21 protein-coding genes are annotated in these 25,020 nt (G+C 75.0%); 5 read left to right on the forward strand and 16 right to left on the reverse strand.

The genetic code is table 11. From position 1 onward, the window contains the following. Window positions 1-8 precede the first annotated feature (8 nt). From ACW69E_RS10290 to ACW69E_RS10310, 5 genes are all read right to left on the reverse strand, one after another. Window positions 9-722, reverse strand: a complete 714-nt coding sequence (locus ACW69E_RS10290; protein ID WP_206347892.1) for a sugar phosphate nucleotidyltransferase — start codon at window positions 720-722, stop codon at window positions 9-11. Between the two features lie 156 nt (window positions 723-878). Further along, on the reverse strand, window positions 879-1,928 hold the full coding sequence (locus tag ACW69E_RS10295) for an SDR family NAD(P)-dependent oxidoreductase (RefSeq protein ID WP_457497856.1): 1,050 nt from the start codon (window positions 1,926-1,928) through the stop codon (window positions 879-881). Between the two features lie 78 nt (window positions 1,929-2,006). After that, window positions 2,007-3,512, reverse strand: coding sequence for a hypothetical protein (locus ACW69E_RS10300; RefSeq protein WP_457497857.1), 1,506 nt, complete (start codon window positions 3,510-3,512; stop codon window positions 2,007-2,009). Beyond that, complete coding sequence (pelF, locus tag ACW69E_RS10305; RefSeq protein WP_457497858.1) at window positions 3,509-5,017, reverse strand: GT4 family glycosyltransferase PelF; 1,509 nt, start codon at window positions 5,015-5,017, stop codon at window positions 3,509-3,511. The genes ACW69E_RS10300 and pelF overlap by 4 nt, the downstream gene beginning before the upstream one ends. Window positions 5,018-5,073: 56 nt before the next feature. Further along, window positions 5,074-7,356, reverse strand: coding sequence for a hypothetical protein (locus ACW69E_RS10310; RefSeq protein WP_457497859.1), 2,283 nt, complete (start codon window positions 7,354-7,356; stop codon window positions 5,074-5,076). Window positions 7,357-8,126: 770 nt separating this feature from the next. On the opposite strand from ACW69E_RS10310, the gene ACW69E_RS10315 reads away from it, so the two are divergent. Continuing rightward, window positions 8,127-8,690: a hypothetical protein gene (locus tag ACW69E_RS10315; protein ID WP_457497860.1), complete on the forward strand. Its 564-nt coding sequence runs from the start codon at window positions 8,127-8,129 to the stop codon at window positions 8,688-8,690. Then, window positions 8,687-9,874, forward strand: coding sequence for an MAB_1171c family putative transporter (locus ACW69E_RS10320; protein WP_457497861.1), 1,188 nt, complete (start codon window positions 8,687-8,689; stop codon window positions 9,872-9,874). Before ACW69E_RS10315 ends, ACW69E_RS10320 begins: the two co-directional genes overlap by 4 nt. Window positions 9,875-9,928: 54 nt before the next feature. On the opposite strand, the gene ACW69E_RS10325 is transcribed toward ACW69E_RS10320, so the two are convergent. Genes ACW69E_RS10325 through ACW69E_RS10345 form a run of 5 tightly spaced genes read right to left on the reverse strand, consistent with a single transcriptional unit; the run spans window position 9,929 to window position 18,048 of the window. After that, the gene (locus tag ACW69E_RS10325; protein WP_457497862.1) at window positions 9,929-11,257 is read right to left on the reverse strand and encodes an ABC transporter substrate-binding protein; all 1,329 of its coding nucleotides are present in this window, start codon (window positions 11,255-11,257) and stop codon (window positions 9,929-9,931) included. Between the two features lie 35 nt (window positions 11,258-11,292). Continuing rightward, complete coding sequence (locus ACW69E_RS10330; protein WP_457497863.1) at window positions 11,293-12,276, reverse strand: hypothetical protein; 984 nt, start codon at window positions 12,274-12,276, stop codon at window positions 11,293-11,295. Beyond that, the gene (locus tag ACW69E_RS10335) at window positions 12,273-13,868 is read right to left on the reverse strand and encodes a VWA domain-containing protein (RefSeq protein WP_457497864.1); all 1,596 of its coding nucleotides are present in this window, start codon (window positions 13,866-13,868) and stop codon (window positions 12,273-12,275) included. Before ACW69E_RS10335 ends, ACW69E_RS10330 begins: the two co-directional genes overlap by 4 nt. Then, window positions 13,865-16,285, reverse strand: coding sequence for a tetratricopeptide repeat protein (locus ACW69E_RS10340; RefSeq protein WP_457497865.1), 2,421 nt, complete (start codon window positions 16,283-16,285; stop codon window positions 13,865-13,867). The genes ACW69E_RS10335 and ACW69E_RS10340 overlap by 4 nt, the downstream gene beginning before the upstream one ends. Beyond that, complete coding sequence (locus ACW69E_RS10345; RefSeq protein ID WP_457497866.1) at window positions 16,282-18,048, reverse strand: trypsin-like peptidase domain-containing protein; 1,767 nt, start codon at window positions 18,046-18,048, stop codon at window positions 16,282-16,284. The genes ACW69E_RS10340 and ACW69E_RS10345 overlap by 4 nt, the downstream gene beginning before the upstream one ends. A gap of 80 nt (window positions 18,049-18,128) precedes the next feature. On the opposite strand from ACW69E_RS10345, the gene ACW69E_RS10350 reads away from it, so the two are divergent. Continuing rightward, window positions 18,129-18,458, forward strand: a complete 330-nt coding sequence (locus ACW69E_RS10350) for a trypco2 family protein (RefSeq protein ID WP_457497867.1) — start codon at window positions 18,129-18,131, stop codon at window positions 18,456-18,458. Between the two features lie 39 nt (window positions 18,459-18,497). Further along, window positions 18,498-19,103, forward strand: a complete 606-nt coding sequence (locus ACW69E_RS10355) for a hypothetical protein (protein WP_457497868.1) — start codon at window positions 18,498-18,500, stop codon at window positions 19,101-19,103. Here the strand turns inward: ACW69E_RS10355 and ACW69E_RS10360 are convergent. The 4 genes from ACW69E_RS10360 to ACW69E_RS10375 all read right to left on the reverse strand — a co-directional run bounded on the left by ACW69E_RS10360 (window position 19,087) and on the right by ACW69E_RS10375 (window position 22,410). Beyond that, window positions 19,087-19,335 (reverse strand): WhiB family transcriptional regulator, encoded by a 249-nt coding sequence (locus tag ACW69E_RS10360; protein ID WP_093656188.1) that lies wholly within the window; start codon window positions 19,333-19,335, stop codon window positions 19,087-19,089. The two genes, ACW69E_RS10355 and ACW69E_RS10360, sit on opposite strands and share 17 nt — an antisense overlap. A gap of 390 nt (window positions 19,336-19,725) precedes the next feature. Next, complete coding sequence (locus ACW69E_RS10365; RefSeq protein ID WP_457497869.1) at window positions 19,726-20,322, reverse strand: dihydrofolate reductase family protein; 597 nt, start codon at window positions 20,320-20,322, stop codon at window positions 19,726-19,728. Between the two features lie 259 nt (window positions 20,323-20,581). Then, a complete protein-coding gene (locus ACW69E_RS10370) occupies window positions 20,582-21,436 on the reverse strand; it encodes an ABC transporter permease (RefSeq protein WP_457497870.1) in 855 nt (284 codons plus the stop codon). Beyond that, on the reverse strand, window positions 21,433-22,410 hold the full coding sequence (locus tag ACW69E_RS10375) for an ABC transporter ATP-binding protein (protein ID WP_457497871.1): 978 nt from the start codon (window positions 22,408-22,410) through the stop codon (window positions 21,433-21,435). The genes ACW69E_RS10370 and ACW69E_RS10375 overlap by 4 nt, the downstream gene beginning before the upstream one ends. A 294-nt stretch (window positions 22,411-22,704) precedes the next feature. Here ACW69E_RS10375 and ACW69E_RS10380 point away from each other — a divergent pair, with 294 nt between their 5' ends. Then, a complete protein-coding gene (locus ACW69E_RS10380) occupies window positions 22,705-23,799 on the forward strand; it encodes a calcium/sodium antiporter (RefSeq protein WP_457497872.1) in 1,095 nt (364 codons plus the stop codon). A 104-nt stretch (window positions 23,800-23,903) separates the two neighbouring features. Here the strand turns inward: ACW69E_RS10380 and ACW69E_RS10385 are convergent, their stop codons facing one another. Both ACW69E_RS10385 and ACW69E_RS10390 read right to left on the reverse strand, forming a co-directional pair. Then, window positions 23,904-24,095, reverse strand: a complete 192-nt coding sequence (locus ACW69E_RS10385; RefSeq protein WP_457497873.1) for a DUF397 domain-containing protein — start codon at window positions 24,093-24,095, stop codon at window positions 23,904-23,906. After that, a complete protein-coding gene (locus tag ACW69E_RS10390) occupies window positions 24,092-24,916 on the reverse strand; it encodes a helix-turn-helix domain-containing protein (protein WP_457497874.1) in 825 nt (274 codons plus the stop codon). Before ACW69E_RS10390 ends, ACW69E_RS10385 begins: the two co-directional genes overlap by 4 nt. Window positions 24,917-25,020 lie beyond the last annotated feature (104 nt).

Raw genomic sequence — 25,020 nt, forward strand, 5'->3', positions numbered from 1 at the left:
GTCCCCGGTCACGCTCCCCTGATCAACTGGCCGCGGCGGGCGGTGAACTCGGCGTTGGCGCGGTCGTAGTCGTCGGGTCTTCCGATGTCGAGCCAGTAGCCGCCGAAGTCGTAGGCGTGCGGCGGGGTGCCGTCCGCCAGCAGGTCGAGCACCACCTCGTCGAAGCCCAGCGGCAGGCCGGGCGTGTAGCGGGCCAGGGCGGCGCGCGAGACACCGTACACGCCCATGGAGACGCGGTAGTCCATGGTGGGCTTCTCCGCGAAACCGGTGACGCGCCCGGACTCGGTGCTCAGCACGCCGAAGTCGATGGAGACGGTGCGCACATGGGTGGCGATGGTCAGCGGCGCCCCGGAGTCCCGGTGGCCGCGCAGCACGTCGCCGAAGTCGAGGTCGGTGAGGATGTCGCCGTTCATCGCCAGGAAGTGCTCGGGCAGCCGGTCGAGCATCGTCAGCAGCGGGCCCATGGTGCCCAGCGGGCTGTCCTCGGTGGTGTAGTCGACGCGCAGACCCCACTGGGAGCCGTCGCCGACGTAGGCGCGGATGATGTGGCCCAGGTGGCCGATGGCCAGTGTGCAGCTGGTGAACCCGGCCGAGGCGAGCTGGCGCATCACGATCTCCAGGATCGCGTGCTGGTCGCCGATGGGCACCAGCGGCTTGGGCAGGGCCGTGGTGTACGGGCGGAGCCGGACTCCCTTGCCTCCGGCCATGATGACTGCGTGCATCGGTGCTGTCCTCTCCGTGGGGACGGTGGCGGATCGTGTGTGACGGATCGCGTGTGACGGACGGCGGGACGTGATGGACGGCGGTGCTCGCCGGCGGGCCGGCGACGGGTGCGGCGGCTCCCCGCGGCGGGTGCCGCGGAGGATCCCGCCCGCGGCTCAGACGTTGTAGAGGTCGGTCTTGTAGCGGGCGAGGTTGGCCGGGTCGCGGAAGAACTCGATCGTGCGGGCCAGTCCCTCCTCCAGGCTGTGGGCCGGCGCCCAGCCGGTGGCCGCCCGCAGCCGGCCGGCGTCGCAGACCAGCCGCATCACCTCGGAGTCGGCGGGGCGCACCCGCTTCTCGTCCTGGACGACCTCGACGTCGGCGTCCATGAGCTTGCCGATGAGGGCCACCAGGTCGCCGACGGATATCTCCCCGCCGGTGCCGGCGTTGAGGGTGCGTCCGACGACGGCCTCGGCGGGTGCGGTGCCGACGGCCAGGAAGGCGGCGGCGGTGTCCTGGACGTAGGTGAAGTCACGGGTGGGGCGCAGGTCGCCCAGGGTGATGGTGCGTTTCCCGGCGGCGAGCTGGCCGATCACGGTGGGGATGACTGCGCGCATCGACTGGCGCGGCCCGTAGGTGTTGAAGGGCCGCAGGGTGACCACGGGGGTGCCGAAGCTGGCGTGGTAGCTGTCGGCGAGCCGGTCCCCGCCCGCCTTGGACGCGGCGTACGGGGACTGGGTGTTGATCGGGTGGTCCTCGGTGATCGGCACCGTCCGCGCGGTCCCGTAGGTCTCGCTGGTGGAGGTGTGCACCAGGCGCGGGATCTCCAGGTGGCGCACCGCCTCCAGCACGTTGAGGGTGCCGGTGACGTTGGTCTCCACATAGCTGTGCGGGGCGCGGTAGGAGTACGGGATCGCGATGAGCGCGGCCAGATGGTAGACGGCCTCGGCACCCCTGACCAGCCCGTTCACCGAACCGGGGTCGCGGACGTCGCCGAGGACGATCTCCACCTCCTCCAGTACCTCCTTGGGCAGGGTCTCCAGCCAGCCGAAGGAGGAGAAGGAGTTGTACTGGACCATCGCGCGCACCCGGTGGCCGGCGGCGACGAGCGCCTGGACCAGGTGCGAGCCGATGAACCCCTCAGCGCCGGTGACGGCGGCCGTCCGGGGGGCGGGGGCCGGTGCGGGCGTGGTTGCTGATGCGGGTGCGGGTGCGGGCGTGGTCATGGGCGTGCTCCGTTTCCTTCCGGGCCGACGGTTGCCTGTGAAGCGGTGGTGCGGGCGGTACGCGGTGGTGCGGGCGATTCAGCGGTGGGTGGTGATCCGGCCCAGCAGTGCCGCGGCTGCGGCGAGCAGGACGAGGGCGGCAATGGCGCAGACGGCCGTCAGAACGGTGTCCGGTCCGGGCGGGCCGGGGTGGAGCCACAGCGGTGCGGCTGCGCAGAGCACGGCGGCGGCCGCCGTCACCGCCGCCGGGGTCCGGGCGGCGCCGAACGCCTGGAGCAGCAGCCCGGTCCACAGCACCGCGCCGAGGGCGAGGACGGCCGGCAGCCGGGCCGGGTCGGCGGGCGGTCCGCCCGGCCACAGCGCGGCAGTGGCCAGGACGAGGGCGGCCAGGGCGGCGAGGTAGCCGGCCAGGCACGCCCCCAGGGCCCCGGCGGCCCGCCACCGCAGGCCGGCGGCGGTGGTGCTGCGGGCGAGGGCGGCCAGTGACAGGGAGCGGCAGCGGTACAGCAGCCACTCGGCCGCGCCCATGCTGAGGGAGAGGGCGACCACCACGGGCCCGGCCGGCGCCGCGCCCGCGCCGTGCCACAGCGTCCCGCCCAGGGCGGCCAGGGCGGTCAGCACCCCGCAGCCCAGGCCGAAGAGGCCGTAGGGCACCGAAGCCCGCCGCGCGGGGAGCGCACCGTCCGCCGCCGCACCTGCCGCCCCCTCGCGTACGGCCCGGACGGTCTCGCGCACCGCCGCCGCCACCGCCGCGCAGACGGCGGCGGCCGGCAGGGCGGCCCTCGCCGCCGCCTGCGCCGCCGCCGGAACGTCCTCCGGCAGCAGCGGCAGCGCCGCCGCGCAGGCGGCCAGGGGCAGCAGGGCGAACAGCAGCAGCCGTTCGCGGCCCAGGACGAGCAGGACGGTGGCCGCCGCCAGGTAGACCGCCTGGCCCGCCGCGAAGAGCAGCGCGGCGCCGGGCGCAGGCAGTGGCGCCGCGGCCGCCAGGGCCGCCGCCAGGGCGATGGGCGCGCCCGCCGGTGCGCCCGCCCGCAGCACCCGTCCCGCCGCCGTGCGCCCGCCCGCAGCCAGGGCGGCGTACGCACGGTGGGCGAGCGCCTGGTTCCAGGCCCAGGCCACGAGGGCGGAGGCGGCCAGCGCGCCCGTGCCGGCGGGGAGGCCGAGCCGGTCCGGCGGCCCGGTGAGGAAGGGTGCGGCCAGCGCGTAGCCGAGCCCGGGGAGGGTGAACACCAGGCCGCGCAGCAGCGCGGTGCCCGGATCCCCCCGCCACGGGTCGGGGGCGGGTGGGGGTTCGGGGAAGGCGCGCGGGACCCGGGCGAACAGTTCGGCGGCGGCCTCGAAGGTGTCGCGGCGGCCGTAGCGGCGCTGGATCTGCTCGCCGGTCAGGCCCTCGGACTCCAGGTGGGCCGCGATCTCGTCCGGGTGGACGGCCGCGGCGCACACCTCGGCCATCTCCTCGGCCAGCGCGTCCAGCGGGTCGGCCGCCCAGCTCGGCCGACGCCGGCTCCGGGCGGCCGGGGCGGTGCGGCCGGGTGCCCCTTCCGGCCTCGGCGCGCCGGGGACGAGTCTGAGCGTCCCGCTCACCGGGCGCCTCCCCCGGCTCCCGCGGCCAGCGCCATGGCGGGTGCCCGCGCACCGGACTCCCTGGCGGGGAAGGCGAGTTCGCGGTATATGTCGCGGAAGGCGCTGATGGTCTGCCGGAGGGTGAACTGCTCGATCACCCGCAGCCGGGCGCCCTCGCCCATCCGCGCCCGCTCGCCGGGGTCTCTCAGCAGCCGCAGCGCGGCCCGCGCCATGGCCTCCGGATCGCGCGGCGGTACGACCAGTCCGCACTCCCCCACCGCCTCGCGCACTCCCCCCACGTCCGTGGAGACGGTGGCGCGTCCGCAGGACATGGCCTCGATCAGGGTGAAGGGGAAGCCCTCGCTGACGCTGGAGAGCATCACCGCGTTCCCGGCGGCGTAGGCGTCGCGGATGTCCTCCACGCGTCCTTCGAAGGTCACGCCCCCGGCCGCCCCCAGTTCGGCGGCGAGGGCCTCCATGCTCGCCCGGTACGCCTCCGCGCCGCGCGGGGTGCCGCCGAAGATCCGCAGCCGGGTGGCGGGGATCTCCTTTCTGACCAGGGCGAAGGCCCGGATGAGGGTGGCCAGGTCCTTGATGGGGTCGATGCGCCCGGCCCAGCTCAGCGTCGGCTGCTCCGGTTCGGGGCCGGCGGGCGGGAAAGCGGTGGGGTCGACGCCGTTGTAGACGGTGCGTATTCGCTCCGGCGGGGTGCCGCCGTGCTCCTCCCAGCGCCGGTTGTAGCGGTTGCCGGGGGTGACCAGCGCGGCGCACCGGTAGCCCTCCTCGGCCAGCAGCCGGTACAGGCCCAGCAACAGTGCCTTGACCGGCCAGCGGTACGGCTCGGCGCGGCTGCCCAGATAACGTTCGCGCAGGTAGACGCCGTGCTCGGTGAGCAGGAACGGTACGCCGTGGCGGTGGTGGGCCACCAGGGCCGGCAGCGTGGCCAGCCCGCCGCTGACCGCGTGGGCGACCCCGCCGGTGACGGGGGGCGCAGCCAGCGGGCGCAGGGCGTGCTCCAGCAGGTCGACGCCGGTCAGCGCGTCGTGCAGGGTCGGCCGGGCGGCGGCGGTGGTCAGGTTCGGCCGGTTCCACAGGCGGGCGAGGGTGCGTGCGGCGGCCTCGGTGCGCAGGGCGGGCGAGAGGGCTCCCCGGGAGGCGTAGCCGGCCATCGTGTGGAGTCCGGCGGGGAACAGCCCTTCGGCCTCCGGGTCGAGGAGGGCGAGGAGGAAGTCCTCCAGCGCGGTGAGGAAGCGGCGCAGCTCCCGGCCGCGCGGGGCGCGGCCGGGCGGGGGCGGGCCCCACATCGGCAGGGTGTGCGTCTGCCGTACGTGGGCGGGCGTCGGCCAGACCGGGCGTTCGCGCCCGGTGCCGGTGACGGCGATGACGCGGAAATCCACGTCGGGCATGCCGTTGACCAACTGGTCGCACCACACGCTGACTCCGCCGTGGCTGTGGGGATAGGTGCCCTCGGTGAGCAGGGTCACCGAGGGGGTGCCGAAGCGCGGTCCGGCCGACTGCCTGTGCATGGCGGTTCGTTGTCTCCAGGAAGGCGGGGAAACGAGCGGTCCGGTGTCACGGGCGGTCAGCGCACGGCGGTGTCCCCGGGGCCGTAGGGCACGGGGTCGGCGGCTCCGGCGGGCACCTCGGTCTGTTCCGCGGGCTCCCTGAATCCCTGTGCGTCCGGGGTGAGCAGTCCGCAGACCTTCTCCAGGAGGCCGAGGAGGTCCAGCAGTCTCAGCATTTCCGGCAGGCAGCGGGCGTCCGGGCTCTGGGGGTCGCCGGGGTCCCCGGGGTTCTCCGGTTCCTGCGGGGCGCCGGGCAGGTCGAAGGCCGTGCGCCCGTCGCCGCCGGGCTCGGCCCAGCCGGTGCGCAGGCCCGCGTAGGACTCCCCGAAGGCCGGGGCCGGTCCGCCGGAGTCGTCGAGCCGCTGTACGGTCCCCTCCGGGGCGGTGAGGGGGACGCGCGCCCCGGCGGGGGCGTCGACGGTCACGGTGGAGCCGGTGCGGTGGGCGGTGACCTCCCCGGCGTCCAGTGCCGCGCGCCAGGCCGCGCGCTGCCGCATCTCCTGTCCGATGGCCCTCATCGGCAGGCTGACCATCGGGGTGTTCTCGGCGAACAGGTCCGCGTAGTCGTCCAGGATCCGGTCCAGGGCCGGGTAGGCGATGCGGTCCTCGGCCAGGTTGGACTGGTGGATGAAGTGCGGGCGCGGGTCGTTGCCCATCACATGGCGCAGGGCGATCCGCGCCTCCAGGGGCACGATGTAGGACTCGTAGCCGGTGGAGACGTCCAGCGGGGCGTCCAGGCAGGTGGTGGTGGACGGCGAGTCCTCGCACAGGCCGCTGCCGCCGTCGGAGCGCCGGGTGTAGATCCAGTTGTACTCGTCGACCTGCTCGGCGGTGCGCCCGGCGTTGTAGAAGATGTTCATCGGGTACCGGGGCACGGTCAGGGCGGGGCCGAGGGGGCGCTGGGCGGCCTCGCGGGAGGCGTCGGAGGCGATCCAGGTGACCCCGGTGGTGGTGAGCGAGGGGGCCAGGCTGGGGTTGTCCTGCGGCTGCTGCGGCAGGGTGACCAGGCCGGAGTGCTCGCCGGTGACCAGTTCCCGCTCGTCGACGGCCAGGTTGTTGCGGTCGGCCCAGGAGAGGTTGTTGTCGATCTGGGTGGTGATCAGGGCCCGGCTCTCCCAGCGGGTCTGCCCCTCCTCGTCGGTGGCGCACCGCCACGGCACGACGGTCACGTCCTGGACGCAGCCCAGGAAGAGGTGGTTGTAGGTGTGATTGATCCAGCGGTGGGAGGCCTGGTCGGCGAGCATCCGGGCGGCGAGCGGATCGGAGCCGTGCTCGGAGCGGTGCAGGTCGCTGCCGCCTCCGTTGAAGGCCATGTCCAGGGTGAAGCCGCGGTCGGCCGACCACTGGGCGGCGTACGCGGCGTCCGCCTCGGTCATCCGGATCGGGTCGGTCTCCAGCCCGTCGTCGGCCCCGCCGCAGTCCACGTCGCCCGGGGTGCAGTTCAGTTCGGTGTGCCAGCGGTCGTCGGCGGCGAACACGTCGTCGACGTGGACGGCGAAGTGGTTGCGGTCCACGCCCAGATGGACGCCCTGGGTGAGCCAGGCGACGATGCCGCGGGCCAGCAGCCGGTACTGCTGCTGGTGGCGGTTGTAGACGAAGGTGACGACCAGTTCGCTGCGGCCGTCGTGGGTGTACTCGCCCACCAGCGAGCCGCGTTCCTGGCTGCCCGGGATGGGGGCGTCGACGTAGGGGGTGAAGGAGGCTCCCTCGGGCGGGTCGGCGAGCGGCACCGCCAGGTAGCCGTAACTCTCGTCCACCTGCGGGTCGTTGTCCTCGAACGGGACCGCCCCGTCGAGGTAGCCGAACGGCCCGTCCCGGCCGGCGTCCGTGACCTGCGCCGTCTCGCCGTCCAGGGGGCCCGCGTAGCCCGTCTCCTGCGCCGGGTCCAGGCCCACGGCGGGACCGGCGTAGGTGTAGGCGTCCACCTGCCGGATGCCGAACTCCGCCTCGTACGCGGCGAGTGCGGCCATCTCCGCCGAGCCGGCGCCGAAGGGGTTCTCGTTGGGCAGCACCACGCCCTGGTACCTGGCGCGCGGGCGGCCGTCCACGGTGTCGGAGAGGAAGTCCCCGTCCACGGTCGGCCGGTCGTCGTCGGCGAGGTCGACGGTGGTGTAGGGCGTGCCCGCGTCGCCGAGCGCCGAGGTGATCGCGCCGACGGCGGGTCCGCCGTCGTCAACGACCAGGACGCGCAGGTCGATGCGGGGCGCGGGTTCCTCCGCGGCGGCCGGCGGCGCCGTCGTGAGCACCATCGGCAGGGCCGCGGCCAGGCAGGCCGCGGCGGTACGGATCGCATGCCTCATCGGACGTTCTCCCCCCAGGGCGGCCCGTGCCTGCGGCGCCGCCCGGTGTCGAAGCGCGCGGACGTCCCGGCGGTGCCGGTGTCCGCGCGGGCTGACTCCCCTTGTGGTGTGGCCGCGGTACCCGGGGCTCCCCTCCCCGGACGGCGTACGGCGGGCACTGCGGGCGGCCGGTCCGGCCGGGGCTCCGGAAGGAGCTTCCCGGCGCTTCGAACGCCCACCGATATGGTGCGCCATCACCGGGCCGCGTGAACGCCTCCGGGCCAATTCGCCGGGTTCCGTTCGCCTTCGCGTGACCGGAATTCACCGGAGCGCAATCGTCCGTGTGCGCCCCCGCGCTGCCCTCCGGTGGCCCGGTGCCGGTGCCGCACGCTGCATCGTCATTGGCGTGAACCTATGACGATGCGGCACTCCGGCCGATGAGGCATATGCGCATTTGATATTCACGGCCCCGGAAGTCGGCCGAATGCCAGCGGTCCGCTTGCGGAGGGGATGGGCGCGTTGGCCCCGGTTCGCCCCGCCGGCTCCGGTGCCTTCACCGCGCATCGCCGGGATCGCTGGACTCTCCACCCCTGTTCCTGCCAACCTCTGTGCCGGCAGCGGCCGTTGCCGCCGGTCGGTCATCCGTCCCGGCCGGCCCCGCACGGGGAGGCGGCAGGCGGTGCCGGACTCGCGGTGGACGGCCGGCGCCGCTCCGGCCCGGTTCCGGCGCGGCCCGCACCCCGCCCGGGCCGCGGCCGCGACCGCCCACGACGCACGAGGGGGACCGCCCAGTGAAGGAACGGGAACTGCGCCGGCGGTGCAGACGGCTGCTCAACGAACTGGGCATCCGGCCGCCCCTGGACGTGGCCGAGCTCTGCCGCCGCGTGGAGCTGCGGCGTGGCAGGCCCCTGAGGCTCGTGCCCCACCCGATCCCCGTTCCGGGCCCGTTCGGCCTGTGGATCGGCGCCCCTGCGGCCGACTACATCGTCTACCAGTGCCAGACCAGCGGCGCCCATCAGCGCCACATCATCCTGCACGAGCTCGGCCACATGCTGGCCGACCACCGCGACGGCCGGCCCGACCGCCACGAGGAGGAGCTGCTGACCGCGCTGCGCCGCGGCACCGAGCACCTCGCGCCCGGCGAGATCCCCGACCTCGGCCTCGACCCGGGCACGGTGCGGCGGGCACTGCGGCGCACCGCCTACGACAGCGCGCAGGAGCGGGAGGCCGAGACGGTGGCCACGATCATCCTGGAGTGGGCCTCGGTGCTGGACCAGGTGGCCCCGCGCTCGTCCGCCGGCACCGCCGCGGACCGCATCGGCGCCGCCCTCGGCGACCGGCTGGGGTGGCTGTGAGCCTGCTGCTGGCCCTGTACGGAGCGGGCTCGTTCCTGGTGCTGGCCTGGATGGCCCACCGGCTGACGCGGGCGCCGCGCGACGTGCCGCTGTGGGCGGTGACCGGACTGGTCGCCTGCTGGGCCGCGGCGTACCCCTTCGGTCTGGCCGCCGACCGCGAGGAGGTGCTCCTGGGGCTGGCGCCCATGACGTCCCGGCTGGTCCAGCACATCCTGGTGCTGGCCGCGGTCAACTGCATGGTCTGCTTCTACCTCTTCTCCGCGCTGGAGCCCGCCCGGGCCCGCGCACGCGCGGGCTGGTACGCGCTGGCGCTGATGGGGACGGTGGCCGTCCTCATCGCCGCGGTGGCGGCCGTCCCCGAGGGCACCCGTACCCGGGACCACACCGTCACCGGCGTGGCGGTGTTCTACGTGACGGCCGACCTGTATCTCGCCGCCGGCTTCGCCCTGGGCTGGATGTGGTCCCGGCGCTACGCGCGCGTCGCCGAGCCCCGGCTGGCACGCGGGCTGCGGATCACCTCGCTCGGCATGGCCGCGATCGTCGTGGCCGACGCCCTGTTCGTCCCGGCGGTGCTGATGCGCTGGGCCGGGGGCGACCGCGCGCCCGTCTCACTGGACACCGCGGGCGCCGCGGAGACGACACTGGGCTGGGTCGGGGCGGTGTTCTTCCTGCTGCCGGGCACCGTGCTGATCCTGGCCGGCGTGACCTACCCGGCCGCGGTGATGCGGCTGGCCGCGCTGCGCGTGTGGTGGCGGCACCTGCGGGCGTACCGCGGGCTGGAGCCGCTGTGGACGGCGCTGCACCGGCGGTTCCCCGAGGACGCGCTGCACCGGGTGCCGGCGCGGCCATGGCGCGACGCGCTGAGCCCGCGCGGGGTGCACCGCCGCTACTACCGGCGGGCCGTCGAGTGCCGCGACGGCCTGGTGCGCATCAGCCCCTACCTCGCCGCGCTCGGCGAGGGCGGCGACAGCGGTGACGGGGCCGGGGACGCGGCGGCGCCGGAGCGGCTGGCGCCGCGGCTGCGGGAGGCGCTGCGGGCCCACGCCGAGGGCCGCCCGGTGAGCACCCGCGCGGTGCCCGTGGCCGTACCGGCCGGGGGTGGTCTGGACGCCGACGTGGAGCGGCTGCTGGCACTGTCGCGGGCACTGCGGGAGGCGGAGCGCGGCGGGCGGGGCGCGGGGTGAGGGGACGGGTGCGGGGCAGGGGCGAGGCGGGACGGTAGGAGGAGGAGCGGGCGGTCACCGGCAGACCTGGTCCAGCCGGTCGGGCTTCCGCCGGAACCGCTGGGCGTACTGCCGCCCGGACTCCTCCTGGACCTCCTGGATCCGCTCCAGCAGCCCGGTGGGGTCCTGCCCCGGATCGGCGAGGAACTCCAGGACCTTCTCGTAGAAGACGCGGCGGATCATGGGCGGCATGACGTCCGAGGCGTCCAGGCAGAGCCGCCGGGCCCCCTCCATCTCCCGCACTATGCGGCGGCTGACGGTGTCCCCGCCGCCGGCGGGGTACCTCTGCTCGCCCACGTCCCCGTGGGCGGAGAAGAAGGGGATCTCGCCCCTGGCCCAGGCCGCCTCGTCCTTCGCCCAGACCCGCTGCGCCCTCCGGGAGGCCAGGAAGCGCATCAGTTCCTGTGCCTCGGGGCTCTCGCGGAACATCGCCGCGAAGTCCGCGGAGACCTCCCGGTCGCGGCCGTCGCGGTCGGCGGCCCCGGGCAGCAGCCGGGGCGAGGGGACGAAGTCGGCCTCCGGCGCCCTGGGGCCGTACAGGTGGCGGGCGAAGCTGCCCTGGTGCTCCAGGTCGCAGCCGCCGCCCGGGCCCGTGCCGAAGAGCAGCCCGTCGCCGCCCTCCGGGCCGCGGTGGTCGGTGGTCAGCGCTTCGCGGGCAGCCCTTCCGCCGTCGCCGGACATGAACTCGCCCCAGGTCTCCCACGCCTCCACCACCGGGTCGTCCGTCCACTCCAGCTCACCGGTCACCCAGTCCGCGTAGACCTCGGGGCCCGACTTCTGGAGGAGGATGTCCTCGATCCAGTCGCTGCCGGGCCAGCCGGAGGTGGCGTCGGAGCCCATGCCGACGCACCAGCGCTCCGCGTCCGCGCGCGCGAGGTCCGGTTCCGTGCCCTTCCGGTACCAGACGATGCTCTTGAGATCGACCTTCACCGGGATCCAGTGGCGTTCCTCCATCCCGGCCGGCTGTGCCAGCCAGGGCCCGCCGTCGTACTTGTCCTCGTCCACGACCCCCTCCTCCAGCGGCTCCAGGAAGCCCTCGCGCTCGTAGTCGACCAGATCGCCGAGGACGGGCAGGACCGCGATGTCGGGAGGGTCGCCGGCCAGCAGGCCGGAGAGCAGCACCTCGCGGTTCGCCGTGGTGCCCTGGTACTCGACGGACACCCCGTGCTCGGCCTCGAACAGGCCCAGCAGTTCCTCGAAGGGCTGCTGTTCGGCCCCCGTCCACGGGCCGAGGACGGTCAGGGTGCGGCGGGGCTCCGCGGTGTCCCCGGCACAGCCCACCGGGCCCGCCAGCGCCAGCAGCAGGGACAGCGCGCCGAGCGCGGCCGTACGCGCCCCGCGCACGCTCCTCGTACGCGCGCTCCTCGTACGGCCGCCCGTCACGGCCGGAACCTGTACTGACTCAGATGCCGCTGCAGTCCGGCCCAGGACAGCAGCGCGACCGCGGCGCCCCCGGCCGGTATGAGGCCGGCCAGCCGCCCGCTCCCGGACGTCTCGTCCAGGACCTCCTCGACCCGGGTGCGCGCACCGGTGATGGCGGCCCTGGTCTCCTCCGGCTCCCCCCGGGGCAGTTCCCCGCGTGCCTTCGCCCCCTGCTGCGGCTCGGCGACCGCCACCAGCTCCCGGCGGGCCTCGTCCAGGCCCTTCTGGGTGTCCGCGGCCCACCGCACCGGCAGCCAGGAGGCCAGCAGGACCGCGCAGGCCAGCAGCAGGAAGGGGTTCAGCCGCTGGGGGAAGCGCCACTGGAGCTGCCACTGCACCACGGCCAGCGCCAGCAGCGGCACGAGCGGGGCCTTCTCCACCCACCACCACAGCTCCCGCCGGGCGTCGGTGAGCTCCGTCTGCTCCCCCAGCCGCCGGAGCTGGTCGCGCTGGAGGCCGTCGAGCCGCGCGAGGATGCCGGTCTCCCCGCGGTTGATGATGGTGTCGGCGCTCGCACGCCACGCCCGGCTCAGCGCCTCGTCCTCCGAGTGCTCGATCGCCCGGCCGACGGCCTCCTGGTAGACCACCAGCAGGGCGATGACGGTGCTCAGCTCCCGCTTGCCCTCCTCCTGCGCGACCTGCCGGTCGGCTATCCGCGACAGGCTCTGGGTGGCCGCCGCCATGTAGGTGCGGTACGTCTCGTCTGTTCCTGTGCCGTCGACCAGTTCGGAGGCCAGGTGGTCGCGGGCGGCCAGGTGGGCGTTGACCAGCGCGCCGCGGGCCGCGGCGACCTCCAGCACGGCCGGCGCGGTCCGGTCCCGCACGGCGGCGGGGCGGCGGTGGGTGTCGTCGTACGCGGCGAACAGCACGGCCGCGGCGAGCAGGGCCAGCACCACCAGCGAGACCAGCTGGGTCACCAGCAGCCACCGGGTGCCGATCACCGGTCCTCCCCCAGGGGGCGCCCGCAGCTCTCGCAGAACCGCTCCGGGCGCACCCACTCGGCGCACCGGCGGCAGCGCACGGGCGGCTTCTCGCTGTGCCCGGCGCCCGCCTCTCCGGGCGCGCCCGGGGACGGGGGCTCGTCGCCGCCCGCCTCCGGCGGGGGCGCGGTGCGGCTGCTTCTGGCGATCAGCGTCCGCAGATGGCCGGGGTCGAGGGCGTCGCGGACGCGTACCAGGCCGACGGCGGCGTTCTCCACGGTCACCAGCGCACGCAGCCTGGCCAGGTGCGAGGCGTCGCCCAGCTCGTACGCCAGGCGCACCGCGCGTCCCAGCTCCCGCTCGGCGCGGGGGACGTCGCGCCGGCCCAGGGCGGCGCAGCCGGCGCGGGTGGCCTCCTCCAGCTCGGTGTAGCGCCGGAAGTGGCGTCCGGCCACGCCGAGATCGGTCGGCGGCGCCTGTCCGGCCCACCGGACGGCGATCCGTTCCTCGCGCGGAAGCACCACGCCCGCGGCGGCGTCGGCCTCCAGCCCCAGGGAGGCGATCCGTGCCTCCCCGGCCTCGCGGACGGACGGGTGGCCGGGGTCCACGCGCAGCCTCAGTTCGTACCAGCGGGTCTCCTCGCCCCACGCCCCGGTGGGCAGGAGCGTCCGGTCGCCGTCGCGGACGGCGGTGCCGGTCAGGTCCAGCACGGCCGGGTTGACCTGGCGGAAGAGGACGACCGACACCCGGGGGCCGGTGTGGACGGCCAGGGTGAGCCGGGACAGCTTCCTGCGCGTGGAGGCTCCGACCAGCTCCCGGAAGAGGCGGGTGAGCTGCTCGCCGAGCCCCTCGCCGCCGGCGCCCGGAGGGTCGCCGACGTCCGGAGGGTCGCCGACGACCGCCTCCACGCGTCCGCGCAGCCGGTCGGCGATCTCCCTGAGCTGCTCGGCGTCCCAGCCGTCTCCGATGCCGAGCGCGTCGCATTCGAACTCGCCCGCGCAGTCGTCCAGTACACGCCGCAGTTCCTCGGCCCGGCCGTGCTGGTCCACGCCGTCGGTCAGCAGCAGGGCGTGCCGGAAGGCGGTGCCGGGGCGCGCGGTGAGCAGTGTGCGGGCCAGCGACAGCCAGGAGGAGATCCGGGTGCCGCCGTGGGCCTCCAGGGTGAGGGCCGCGCGGGCTCCGTCCGCCCGGGAGGCGGGCGAGGCCGCGACGGTGGCGGGCGAGGCCGGATCGCACCGCGGGTGGACGACGCGGGCGGTGTCCGTGCCCGCGACCAGGGCGAAGTGGGTGCCGTCCGGGAGCATCTCGATCGCCGCCGCGGCCGCCCTGCGGGCGGCGGCGATCTTCCGCACGGAAGGGTGTCCCATGGAACCGGAGCAGTCGATGACGATCACCTCGGAGCGCTCCGGGGGGCGGCGCAAAGCGGCGGCCTCCAGCCCCCGCGCCCGGATTCTCACCATCACCTGCACCTCGTGGCCGCCGCCTGGAGCACGGTCGCCCGGGCCGGGGGCGTACTGCTCGCGGGCGGTCTCCACCGTCATGTCCACGCGCGGGCGGCCGGGGGCCGCGCCGCCCGCCGCCCCGGTGACGGAGTCCCGCGTGGTGTCGGTCATCGGGCCGGCTCCCTGCTCGTTCGGTGGTCGGCCCGGCCGGACGGCCGGACGAACCAGGTGCGGGGGAAGACCGCGTTGGAGCAGTCCTCGAGGTGCTCGTGCTGCTTTGGGGTGGTGCCGGGCAGCCGGGCCAGGTCGTGGAAGGACCACGACAGCAGCGTGCGCAGTCCGCGCTCGGTGGGCGGCCTGCCCGGGCCGCCGCCGAACAGCTCGCCGGTCAGTTCCGCCAGGCGCGCGCGGTCCTCCGGCCGCCCGCCGCCCGTGCCGCCCGCGCCCCCGGTCTCCCTCACACCGCCGGCGACCCGCTGGATCCAGTCCAGCGCCCACTCGCGGATCTCGGCGGTCAGCCGGGTGCGTTCGGGGCCGACGTCCGCGCCGCCGTCGAGTTCCAGAGCGGGCAGCTCCTCCCGCACGGCCGCCAGACCGCGCCAGTCGGGCAGGCCGCCTGGCCGGCCACCGGGCTCCGGGGCCAGCCGGGCGGCGCGGATGCGCACCGCCGCGATCCGGGCGGCGTCGTAGTGCCGCGAGGTGGGCGTCACCCCGTCGAGCACCTCGGTGGCCCGCTCGCGGTCGCCTCTGGCCAGATGGACCCGGGCCAGACCGAAGGCGGCGCTGCCCTGCTGCGGGTTGCGCCGCCACACCGCGTGGTAGAAGCGTTCGGCCCGCTCCGGCTCACCGCGGTGCTCGGCGCAGTAGCCGAGTGCCAGCTTGGGGGCGTACTCGCCCGGCAGTGCGCCGTAGACCTCGGCGAAGTGCCCCTCGGCCCGCTCCACTTCGTCCCCGGCGAGGCGGAGCAGGCCGCGGTGCCAGGCGATGCGCCAGTCCGGGGCGGGCCGCTCGTCCGGCGCCGCTCCCAGGGCCGCCTCGGCCTCGCGCAGATGCCGCCGCGCTCCGTCCAGTTCCCTGCCGCGGTCCCTGGTGTGCTCCGGCGGCAGCGCCTCCCGCGCCGCCAGATGGGCCCGGCACAGCCGCAGCCGGACCTCCGCGCTCGTGCCCGGGCCGTCCCCGCCCAGGAACCTCTCCAACTGCCGTACGACCGCCCGCGGACCGAGCGGTTCGGGCATGCGCAGCTGGGCCGCGGCCGGGTCGTCGGGGCGCGGCAGCGGGGCGGGCAGTCCGGCGGCGACGGTGGAGGGGGTGGGCCGGCCCGGGCACAGGGCGGGCGCGGTGACGGTGCGCCGGTAGTCCCTGGCCCGGCGGCCCAGCCAGTTCTCCAGCCCGGGCACGGTGCCGAGGCCGGCGTCCAGGAGGGTGGGGGTGGGCTCGAAGACGTCGGAGGGCCTGTTGTGGGGGCGCCCCGTCCGCAGCGACAGCAACTCCCTGAGTACTCCCTCCAGTTGGCCGGACATCTCGGCGGCGGAGGAGAAGCGGCGCGCGGGGTCCCGGTCGGTGGCGCGCTCCACCAGCCGGTGGAAGGAGATGTGCCCCAGCCCGGTGCCGGGAGCGCCGGGAGCGCCGGGGGTGCCTGGAGCACCGTCCACGGCCGCGCCGGCCAGCTCCTCCAGGGTCCGGCCGACGGTGTGGAGGTCGTGCGCGACGGTGGGCCCGCCGCCGGCCCTCACCTCGGGCGCGGCGTAGTCCGGGGTGATGACGGGCGCGCGGCGGGCGGAGCCGTCCGGCCGCCGCGCGCCGCCCAGATCGATGAGGACCACGCGGGTGCCGCGGTGGATGACGTTGGCCGGCTTGATGTCGCAGTGCACCAGCCCTTGTTCGTGCAGCGCCGCCAGGGCGTCCAGGATCTGGCACCCGTAGCGGGCGACGTGCTCCAGGGTCAGGGGCTCGTCGGGGCCGAGCGGACGCAGGCCCCGCGCGGTCTCGTCCAGGATCTCCTGCAGGGACTTGCCTCCGACGTACTCCATCACGATGTAGTCGGCGTCGATCCCGCCGTCACCGGGCCGGTGGTGCACGTAGTCGAGGATGCGGACGATCGACTCATGGCCGACGGCGATCATCTGGTCGCGTTCCTCCAGCATGCTCTCCCGCGCCTCGTCGTCGTGCGGGTTGAGCACGCCCTTGAGGACGATGGGGCGGTCGCGCAGCCGGGTGTCGGCCGCCAGGTAGACCCAGCCCAGGCCGCCGTGGGCCAGCGGGCCGCGCACCTCGTAGCGCCCGCCGTCGAGCAGCTCCCCCTCCGCGAGCTGGGGGCGCAGCGAGTAGCGGGTGCCGCAGCGGGGGCAGTAGCCCTCGTGGCGGGCGGGCATGCCCCGGTAGGGCCTGCCGACCGGGTTGCCGCACTTGCCGCAGGGGCGGCCGTCCAGGGGCGGTACGGGATCGGTCAGGACGAGGGAGGCCGGGTCGCCGGGCGGTGGCAGCGGGGGCAGGGCCAGCAGGCGGCGGCGCTCGCCGGCCGGGCCGCCGTGGCCGGTGCCGTGGGCCGCGTGGTGCCCCGGGCGGTCCGCCCCGCCGCCTCCGCTCACCGCCGCTCCCCCTCCGCCTCGCGGGCGCCCGCCTCCGGACCGTCCGCTCCGGTCCCGCCCGTCCCGGCACCGCCTGCCTCCGAACCCCCCGCTTCCGGCGGCCAGCCCAGCACACGGCGGACCGCGGCCGTGTAACCGGTCACCGCACGCGCCGCGCTCTCCGCCTCGAACGGGCCCGCGTGCAGCGCGTCGTGGGCCGCCCGGTACTCCCGGTCCAGCGCGACGTCCTCGATCCGGCCGTGCTGGACGGCCAGCCGCCGGTAGGCCCGCAACTCCCCGCGCAGCTCCGCCCGCCGCCCGTATCCCCGCTCGGCCGCCTCCCACGCGGACTCCACCGCCCGCTCGGCCCGGTCGGTACGGTGCCGCAGCTCCTCCAGCGCCCCGGAAAGCCGGGACCGGTCCAGGTCGGCGCCGGTGCGGTGGGCGTGCCGCAGCCAGGCCAGGTCCATGTGCAGCCGGGTCACGGCCGGGCCGGGGTAGTCCACTCCCGACAGCCGCACCCTGGCGCGGGCCAGGTCCCGCAGGCGCGCGTCGAGCGCCTCCAGCCGGTCCGCCAGGGCTCCCGTGCGGTGGCGCAGCGCCAGGTCCTCCTCGGCCTGCCGGCCGATCCGGGTGCCGGTGCGGTGGAAGACCAGCAGCAGCCGGCAGCCGCGTTCGGCGAGCTCCCCGCACAGCTCCAGCAGCCGGGCCGGGTCGGCGCACTCGTCCACGCCCAGCAGCGCGACGGTCAGCGGCGTGCGTGCCCCCCGCAGCCGCTCCAGGGCCCGCGCCGGGCCGCTCTCCCTGAGGTTCATGCGTTCGGCGATCCGGACGACCGCCTTCTCCGGTGCCGCGCCCCGCACGTCGACGGCCAGGTCGAGGCTGCCGACCGGGGGCACGGTGGACCCGGGATCGGTGGAGCCCGCGGCCGGAGCGTCCGCCGACAGCTCCCGGTCGGCCAGGGTCAGAACCCGCCGCAGAGTGCGGTCGCGGCCGGAGCCGGGCCGGACCTCGGTGACGTAGACCGGGGACCGTGCCCGCCCCCGGTCCGACAGCCAGGCGGCGAGCCGCTCCGCGTAGTCCGGCTCGTCCAGCCGCGCGGGCGGGCCGCCCCGGAGCACGGAGGGCTCGACGCCCGGCGGACCCTGGACCCGGCGGCCCAACCGGGGCAGGTAGTTGAGGACCGTCTCGACGGGGATCATGTGCGCCATCGTCAGCGGCGCGATCCCCCCGGACTCCGCGGACGCGGTGACCGTGATGCCCAGCACTCCGGGCGGGTCGCCCATGTCCAGCACCGGGCCGCCGCTGAAACCGCGCCGCGGCAGGTGCTCCGGAGCGACGTTGAGCTGTACGCGCTCGCCGAACGGCAGGCTCACCGTGGCCGCGAGGGCCGCGCCCCGGGCGTGCCGTACGGAGTCGGCGTAGCCGCACATCTCCACCCGCATGTCCCGCATCGCCGCCCGCAGCAGCGGCGCGGAGTGGCCGCCGGGCGGCGGGCGGTGCACCCGCAGCAGGGCCAGGTCCGCGCGGTCCTCGCCGCGCCGGGGGAACCAGCCGCCGTCGGCGACAGTGGCGGTGGAACCGGCGGCCCCCTCGATCTCGGGGAACTCCACGAGGACCGGGGAGGTGCGGTCGGGCAGCACATGGGCGCAGGTCAGCACCGTGTCCCCGCCGAGCAGCACGCCCGAGCCGACGACCGCGCGCGTGTCCTGCGAACGGATGCGCGCCAGCCACGGCATCCCGCGCGTCCCCTGTGCGACACCGTCCCCCGTGCGGTCTCCCATGGCGCCGCAGCATACGCCCGGGCCGCCTCTCTCTGTAGTCTCCCGGTGTCAACCGGTGAAATGTGCAAGGGGGTTGGGGCATGAGGGGCTCGGACGACCGCGGCAGCGGCAACGCCGGCGACATCGGTCTGGCCGATGTGATCCGCCAGGTCCGCGCGGACCTGGCGGCGGCGCAGCGCGAGGGCGACGCCACCGGCGACGGGCTGCGCTTCACCGTGGACAGGGTGTGCCTGGAGATGGCCGTCCAGGTCCGCCGCGAGGGCAGCGGCCGCACCGGCCTGCGCATCGGCGTCGTCACGGCCGACCTGGGCGGCGGGCTCAGCCGGGACACCACGCACCGGGTCCAGGTGGAGCTGACCCCCCACCGCCCGGGCGGCACCTATCTGGTGGGCGGAGAGCCCGGCGACTGATCCGGCTCTCCCCGCCGCGCGCCCCGACCGGGTTTCCCCATGGCGGCGACGCACCTCGTGACCACCGGCGGCCGGAGTGCTCCGATCCGGTTCGTCACCGTCCGGCGCACGGCCTTCCCCACCGGCCGTTCCGCCGCCCTGGCCGAGGGCGAGGAGGTGCTGCTCCACACAACGCGCGGCTGCTTCCGCAACCCCGCCCCCGACCTCGGCCGGGTCGTGGCGAGGGCCCGCGTGGCCGGACCGGTCCGCAGCCTGGACGAACCGGTCCGGCCCGGCGAGCGCGCCCTCACCGAGGGACGCGACCCGCGCGTCGACGGCCTCGCCCCGTACCGCGAGTGCCTGGTGCCGCGCGATCCGGTGCCGCGTCCGGCCGTCCTCCCCGATCCGGCCTCCCGGAACGTCCGCCCGCGCCGCACCGTCCTGCCCCTCCCCCGGCGCCGGACGCGGAGCCGATCGGCTGCGAACTCGCCTCCCGCCCGCGGCCCTGCGCGGACGCCGTGGGCGGTTACCGCGCGGCTCGGCGCGGTGCCTGACACGCCCCCACAACGCGTCGGACACCGCACCGAGCCTCCCCCGTTCCCCCGTTTCTCCCCTCTGTCGTCCCCCGTTCCCCCGTTCCGCGCGGACGTCAGGCGCTGCGCCTGAGTCTGCGCCGTTCCTCCTCCGACAGCCCGCCCCACACCCCGTAGCGCTCATCGTTGGCGAGGGCGTACTCCAGGCACTCGATGCGCCCCTCGCACGACTGACAGATCTTCTTGGCGTCCACGGGAGTCCTGCCCGGCTCCGGGAAGAAGGGCTCGGAGCCGATCTGCGCGCACAGCGCGCGCTCCCACCATCCGGTCAGCTGCCCGACCGGACCGGAGTAATCAATTGCCATGCCAGGAAGCCTGCCCGGCGCCGATCAACGTTTCGTCAACGTCCGATCAACGCGCGCTGACCGGCCCTCGCCGACTCCCACCCTCCCACCTCCCGCACACCCGCGCCCCAGGGTTCGCGCCACCGGGCGTGTCCGCTTCGCCGACGTGCCGTGTACGGGCCGGGCCGGGTTCTGTACGGGTGCGGGCCGTGACCGGAAGGCCCCCTCGCGGTTGGTCCGGGCAGACCGACCACAAGAGGGAACGCGCCGATGGCGGACAAGCGCCGACCGCGACAGGACACCGCCGGCCACGAGCCCCCGCCCGCCATCTGGCTCGGCTACGGAAAACCCCCAGGCTCCACCGCCCCGGCCGGTCGGCGGCCGCGACCCGTACGCGCTCCGCCGGGCGTGTCAGCCCGCGGCGCGCGTGTAGGTGAGGATCACCGCGCCGCTGTCGAGGACCGTGTGGCCGGTGAGTGTCCAGGCACGCGGATCGAAGGATGCCTTGCGGGAGAACATCGGGATTCCGTCGCCGATGGTCAGCGGAGCGATCTTGAGGATCAGCGTGTCGATCTCGGTGTAGAGGGAGCCGGCCAGTTCGGCGCCGCCGATCAGCCAGATGTCCTTGCCGTCCTGCCGCTTGAGTTCCCGGACGGTCGCCACCGGGTCGTCGGCGACGAGTTCGACGGCCGGGTCCGGGCTCTCGGTCATGCTCCGGGAGAAGACCAGATGGCGCAGGTGGGGGTAGGCGTCGGTGACCCCGGCCGCCAGGCCGATCTCGTAGCTGCGCCTGCCTTCGAGCACGGTGTCGAAGCGTGTGCCCTCCGCCGTGACGGACAGCGCCTGCCGGGCCTGCGCGGGCAGTGTCTCGGGGTACTCGGCCACGAGGTGCCGGATGTAGTCCTCCGCAAGGGGCCAGAAGCCGTTCGGACCAGTGGGGTCCGCGCCGTCCGGGCCCGCGATGAAACCGTCGGGGGTGATGGCGACGTAGTAGACGAGTCTGCGCATGCTGCTTCCCTTTCCGTCGGTCCGCTGTCGCGGTGCGGCCCGGGCCGCCGGGTGGCGTGCCGGGGAGCGGGACCGTTCGGTGATCATCGCACCGGACCGGTCACGCGGGTGCCGTTCCGCCGAATCCCACGGGCTCTCGTACAGCCGTCGGCCCGGCGCGGCGGCCGCCCCGTCCGCGACGCGCGGCGGTCCCGCCCTCCGGGCGGAGGGCGGGACCGCCGGCCCGTCGTGCCGGGCCTCTCGTCACAGGGCCCTCTCGTCAGACGACCCGCTGCATCGCCTTGCGGTGCCGCTCGGCCATCGCGGCCCCGGACTCGCGGCGGGCCATCCTGCGCAGGACGGGCGGTGCGAGGAGCAGTCCGGCGACCGCCCAGGCGCCCAGTACGCCCACCGTCTCCAGGTACCGCCAGGACTCGCCGATCTCGGCGGCCACCGCCACGTCCGGCAGCAGCGCGGCGCGCAGACCGAGGCCGAGCCAGTACACGGGGAAGACCTGGGCGAGGAGTTGCAGCCACTCGGGCAGCTCCGTCAGGGGGAAGTAGATCCCGGAGATCACCACCAGCCCCATCACCGGGAGCATCAGCAGCCCGATGGTGCGCGGGCTGGTGACCAGCGAGCCGATGACGGCGCCCGCCGGCAGGGTCGCCAGGAGGCCCAGCGGCACCACCCACACCAGCGTCAGCAGCGCGCCCCCGCCGCGCTGGGCGACTCCGTCGACCATGAACACGCCGACGGCGAAGGGGAGCGCCATGGAGACCAGGGCTGTGCCCGAGACCATGACGACCTTGCCGACCAGATGGCCGACCATGCCGTGGGGAACGGCCTTGGCGCGCAGCAGCGTGCCGTCCTCGCGCTCGGTCGCCAGCAGTTGCGCCGTGGTCATCATCCCGGTGAAGGCGAGCGTCATCCCCAGCATGCTCGGCAGCATGAACGCGCCCGCCGAGATGCCCGCGCCCTCCAGCGCCTCGTCCCCGACCAGGAACAGCGGCACGATGAGGAGGATGGTCCAGAGCACGTACCCGAACACGTCCTGGCCACTGGTGAAGGTCTGCTTGAGTTCCGTCCAGCCGCGCCGCAGGCCCGTCCTGGCCGCGTACCACACCGGGTTGTTCATCGCGCTCCCTCCCCGAAGGCGTGTGCCGCCTGCTCGCCGGTGACGCGGCCCGCCTCCAGCTCCCGCACCATCGTCAGATAGGTGTCCTCCAGACTCGCCCGGCGCACCTCCAGTCCGCCGATCGCATCGCCGTGCTCCTCGAACAGCTTGCGGACGAACCGGGTGGGCTCGGCCGTCGCCTGCTCGAAGGGCTTCCCGTTCCGCGTCCAGCGCACGGTGGCCTCGGCCGACGCCTGCCGGGACAGCTCCGCGGCCGGGCCGTCGGCCACGATCCGGCCGCCGGCCAGGATGAGGATCCGGTCGGCGAGCTTCTCCGCCTCGGCGAGGTCGTGGGTGGTCATCAAGATGGTGGTCTTCTCGTCCGCGAGCCCGCGCACCAGGCCGTGGAACTCGTTCCTGGCCTCCGGGTCCAGACCTGCCGTCGGTTCGTCCAGGAACAGCAGTTCGGGCCTGCCCACGATGCCGACGGCCACGTCCAGGCGCCTGCGCTGCCCGCCCGACAGGGTCGCGACCCGCTTGTGCGCCTGTTCGGTCAGGCCGACGGCGGCGATGAGGTCGTCGGTGTCCCAGGGGCGCCGGACGAGGTCGGTGGAGTACGGCGCGTAGTAGGCGCCCAGGTGTTCCAGCAACTCCCGCACCCGCCACTTGCCGTGGTCGCGCCAGGACTGCAGGACGATGCCCAGTCGCGCGCGCCACCGCTCGTCCCCGTGGGCGGGGTCGGCGCCCAGGACGGTCACGTCGCCGGCCGAGCGCATCCGGAAGCCTTCCAGGACCTCGATGGTGGTCGTCTTGCCCGCACCGTTCGGGCCCAGCAGTACGAGGACCTCGCCCCGGCGGGCGGTGAACTCCACCCCCTTGAGCACGTCCTGGGTGCGGTAGCGCATCCGCAGACCGCGTACGTCGATGACCGTGTCGCTGTCCGGCGGCGGGCTGCCTCCGGCTCCGGCTTTGGGTATGGCGTGGTCGGCCGTCATGGGCTCTCCCCCGTCTCTTTCGTGGTCCGCTCCGCGGGGTCGGGGCCGGAAGGCAGTGCCCGCGTCCGTGGTCATGGGACGCGCTGTGCGGCCGTGGCCGCCCGTCCGGGCCCTCCCCGGACGGGCACCCTACCGAACGGCCCGGCCGCACCCCTCGGCGAGCGGTACGGCCGTACGTGATGCCGCGGCCAGGTGGGCCGGTCGGCCGACGAGTGGGTGAGTTCGGCCCGGCGAAAGAGCGGCACGGCGGCCGGCGGCGCGACGGCTCACCGATGGCTGCCTACGCTGCGGGGTGTGGATATTGCCGAGGTCCTGCTGGTGGCGGGCGGACTGGTCGTACTCGTCGGTGGCGGGGAGCTGCTGGTGCGCGGAGCCTCCGGGCTGGCGGCACGGCTCGGGCTCTCACCGCTCGTCATCGGCCTGACGGTGGTGGCGTTCGCCACCTCGGCGCCGGAGCTGGCGGTCACCCTCGGCGCGGCTCTGAGCGGCGAGCCCGACCTTGCCGTCGGCAACGTGGTGGGCAGCAACATGGTCAACGTGCTCCTCATCCTCGGCGCCTCGGCGATCGTGCTGCCGCTGACCGTCAGGTCCCAGCTGGTGCGTCTGGACCTGCCCATCCTCGTCGGGGTGTCCGTGCTGCTGCTCGCCCTGGCGGCGGACGGCGCCGTCACCGCGGGCGACGGTGTGCTGCTGCTGCTCATCATCGTCGGCTACACCGCGCTGGCCCTGGTGATGGGCCGCCGGCAGACCGGCCCCGGGCCCTCCGGCGCGGAGGCCGGACAGGGCGCGCAGCGGCCGCTGTGGACGCAGCTCGCGGCCGTGGCGGTCGGCGTGGGCCTGCTGGCCGTCGGAGCCCGCATGCTCGTGGACGGGGCGGTCGGGATCGCGACCGGGTTCGGGGTGAGCAGCCTGGTGATCGGGCTCACCGTGGTGGCGGTGGGCACCTCGCTTCCCGAGCTGGCCACCTCGCTGATCGCGGCCCGGCGCGGGGAGCGCGACCTGGCGGTGGGCAACATCGTGGGCAGCTGCCTCTTCAACATCTGCGTGGTGCTGGGGCTGGCCGGTGTGGTCGCCCCGGGCGGGGTGCCGGTGGCGCCGGCCGCGGTCGCCCTCGACATCCCGCTCATGATCGCCTCCTCGGTCGCGCTGCTGCCGGTCGCGTTCACCGGGCTCGCGATCGCCCGCTGGGAGGGCGTGCTGTTCCTGGCCCTCTACGGCGCCTACACGGCTTACGTGCTGCTCGCGGCCACCGAGCACGACGCACTCGAGAGGTTCACCACCGTCATGCTGTGGTTCACCCTCCCGCTCGTCGCGCTCACCCTCATCGTCCTGGCCTCCTTCGAGGCCGGCCGGCGGCGCGGCGGCGGGCGTCCGATCGTGCCGCGGTAGCCCTCACCGCCCGCCCGCCCCGCGCCGTCCGGGAACGGCCAGCGGTGGCCCGCCCGGGCCCTCCCCCCGGGCGGGCACCCTACTGAACGGCCCAGCCGCATCCCTCAGCGAGCGGCAGCGCGGCCCAGGAAGTCCTCCCACACGGACGGGGAGACGGCGAGGACCGGGCCGTCCTCCTCCTTGGAGTCGCGGACGTGCACGGCTCCGGGGCGGTACGCGACCTCCACGCAACTATCTCCCTGGGAACCGCTGTGGCTGCTCTTGAACCAGTTCAGCTCGTCGCCTGCGCTGCTCATAGCTCTCCTCGCATCCGCTTCAACAGTTCGACCGAGTCCGCCGGGGACAGGGCCTGCGAACGCATCCTGGCATAGCGCATCTGCATCAGGCTGACGTCTTTCGGTCCGGCTACGAGCTGGCCGGTTTGCTGCCCCTCCGCGTATCCGATCCACCTGTGCTCCCGCGTTTCCATCAGCTGCATCGGGCCGTCCGTGCCCGCGTGGTGAGGCTGGCGCAGCGGCATGATCTGGATCTCGACGTTCCACAGCCGCGCGCACTCGATGAGGTGGTCGAGCTGCTCTCGTGTGACCTCGTCCCCGCCGGTGCGGCGCAGCAGCACCGCCTCCTCGATGATGAAGCTGAGCGCGATAGGCGGTTCGCGCCGCAGCAGTTCCTTCCTCGCCAGCCGCGCGGCGATCCGCTCTGCCAGCTCCTTCTCGGTGGGCGGCGGCGGGACGTCGAGCATGACCGCCCGCGCGTACGCCTCCGTCTGGAGCAGGCCGGGCACCACCCGGCACTCGTAGACGCACAGGGTCACCGCCGTCTTCTCCAGCTGCGCCCACAGCCGGAACCACGCCGCCAGCCCCGGCTGCCGCGCCACGTTCCGCGCCGCCACACGCAGGACGCCGAAGGCGTCCAGAACCTCCTCCGCCCGCTCGACGAAGTCCTCGGGCGGCATACGGCGGCCCTGCTCGATCGAACTGATCGTGTGCGGCGAGTAGATCACCTCCTCCGCGAGCTGCTCCCGGGTCAGCGCCGCGCGCTCGCGGAAGACCTTGAGCACCGCCCCGAAGGTCTTCAGGCTGTCGGACGTCCCAGGTCCGCCGTCGATGTTCGCCATGAGTGGCCCCCTCGTCGCACATGTCGTGGATGCGTCGTACATGTCCAACGAGGCGCTGGGGGCCGGGTGCTCGTACGCCGCGGGGCCACCGTCCGTACACGCCT

The sequence above is a fragment of the Streptomyces sp. SS8 genome, assembly GCF_054072955.1.

Bases quoted from the DNA above. Each gene is read 5' to 3' on its own strand.
- ACW69E_RS10290 (WP_206347892.1), bottom strand. From the start codon at position 722: ATGCACGCAGTCATCATGGCCGGAGGCAAGGGAGTCCGGCTCCGCCCG.
- ACW69E_RS10295 (WP_457497856.1), bottom strand. From the start codon at position 1,928: ATGACCACGCCCGCACCCGCACCCGCATCAGCAACCACGCCCGCACCG.
- pelF (WP_457497858.1), bottom strand. From the start codon at position 5,017: ATGCACAGGCAGTCGGCCGGACCGCGCTTCGGCACCCCCTCGGTGACC.
- ACW69E_RS10310 (WP_457497859.1), bottom strand. From the start codon at position 7,356: ATGAGGCATGCGATCCGTACCGCCGCGGCCTGCCTGGCCGCGGCCCTG.
- ACW69E_RS10335 (WP_457497864.1), bottom strand. From the start codon at position 13,868: ATGACCGACACCACGCGGGACTCCGTCACCGGGGCGGCGGGCGGCGCG.
- ACW69E_RS10345 (WP_457497866.1), bottom strand. From the start codon at position 18,048: ATGGGAGACCGCACGGGGGACGGTGTCGCACAGGGGACGCGCGGGATG.
- ACW69E_RS10350 (WP_457497867.1), top strand. From the start codon at position 18,129: ATGAGGGGCTCGGACGACCGCGGCAGCGGCAACGCCGGCGACATCGGT.
- ACW69E_RS10355 (WP_457497868.1), top strand. From the start codon at position 18,498: ATGGCGGCGACGCACCTCGTGACCACCGGCGGCCGGAGTGCTCCGATC.
- ACW69E_RS10360 (WP_093656188.1), bottom strand. From the start codon at position 19,335: ATGGCAATTGATTACTCCGGTCCGGTCGGGCAGCTGACCGGATGGTGG.
- ACW69E_RS10365 (WP_457497869.1), bottom strand. From the start codon at position 20,322: ATGCGCAGACTCGTCTACTACGTCGCCATCACCCCCGACGGTTTCATC.
- ACW69E_RS10370 (WP_457497870.1), bottom strand. From the start codon at position 21,436: ATGAACAACCCGGTGTGGTACGCGGCCAGGACGGGCCTGCGGCGCGGC.
- ACW69E_RS10375 (WP_457497871.1), bottom strand. From the start codon at position 22,410: ATGACGGCCGACCACGCCATACCCAAAGCCGGAGCCGGAGGCAGCCCG.
- ACW69E_RS10385 (WP_457497873.1), bottom strand. From the start codon at position 24,095: ATGAGCAGCGCAGGCGACGAGCTGAACTGGTTCAAGAGCAGCCACAGC.
- ACW69E_RS10390 (WP_457497874.1), bottom strand. From the start codon at position 24,916: ATGGCGAACATCGACGGCGGACCTGGGACGTCCGACAGCCTGAAGACC.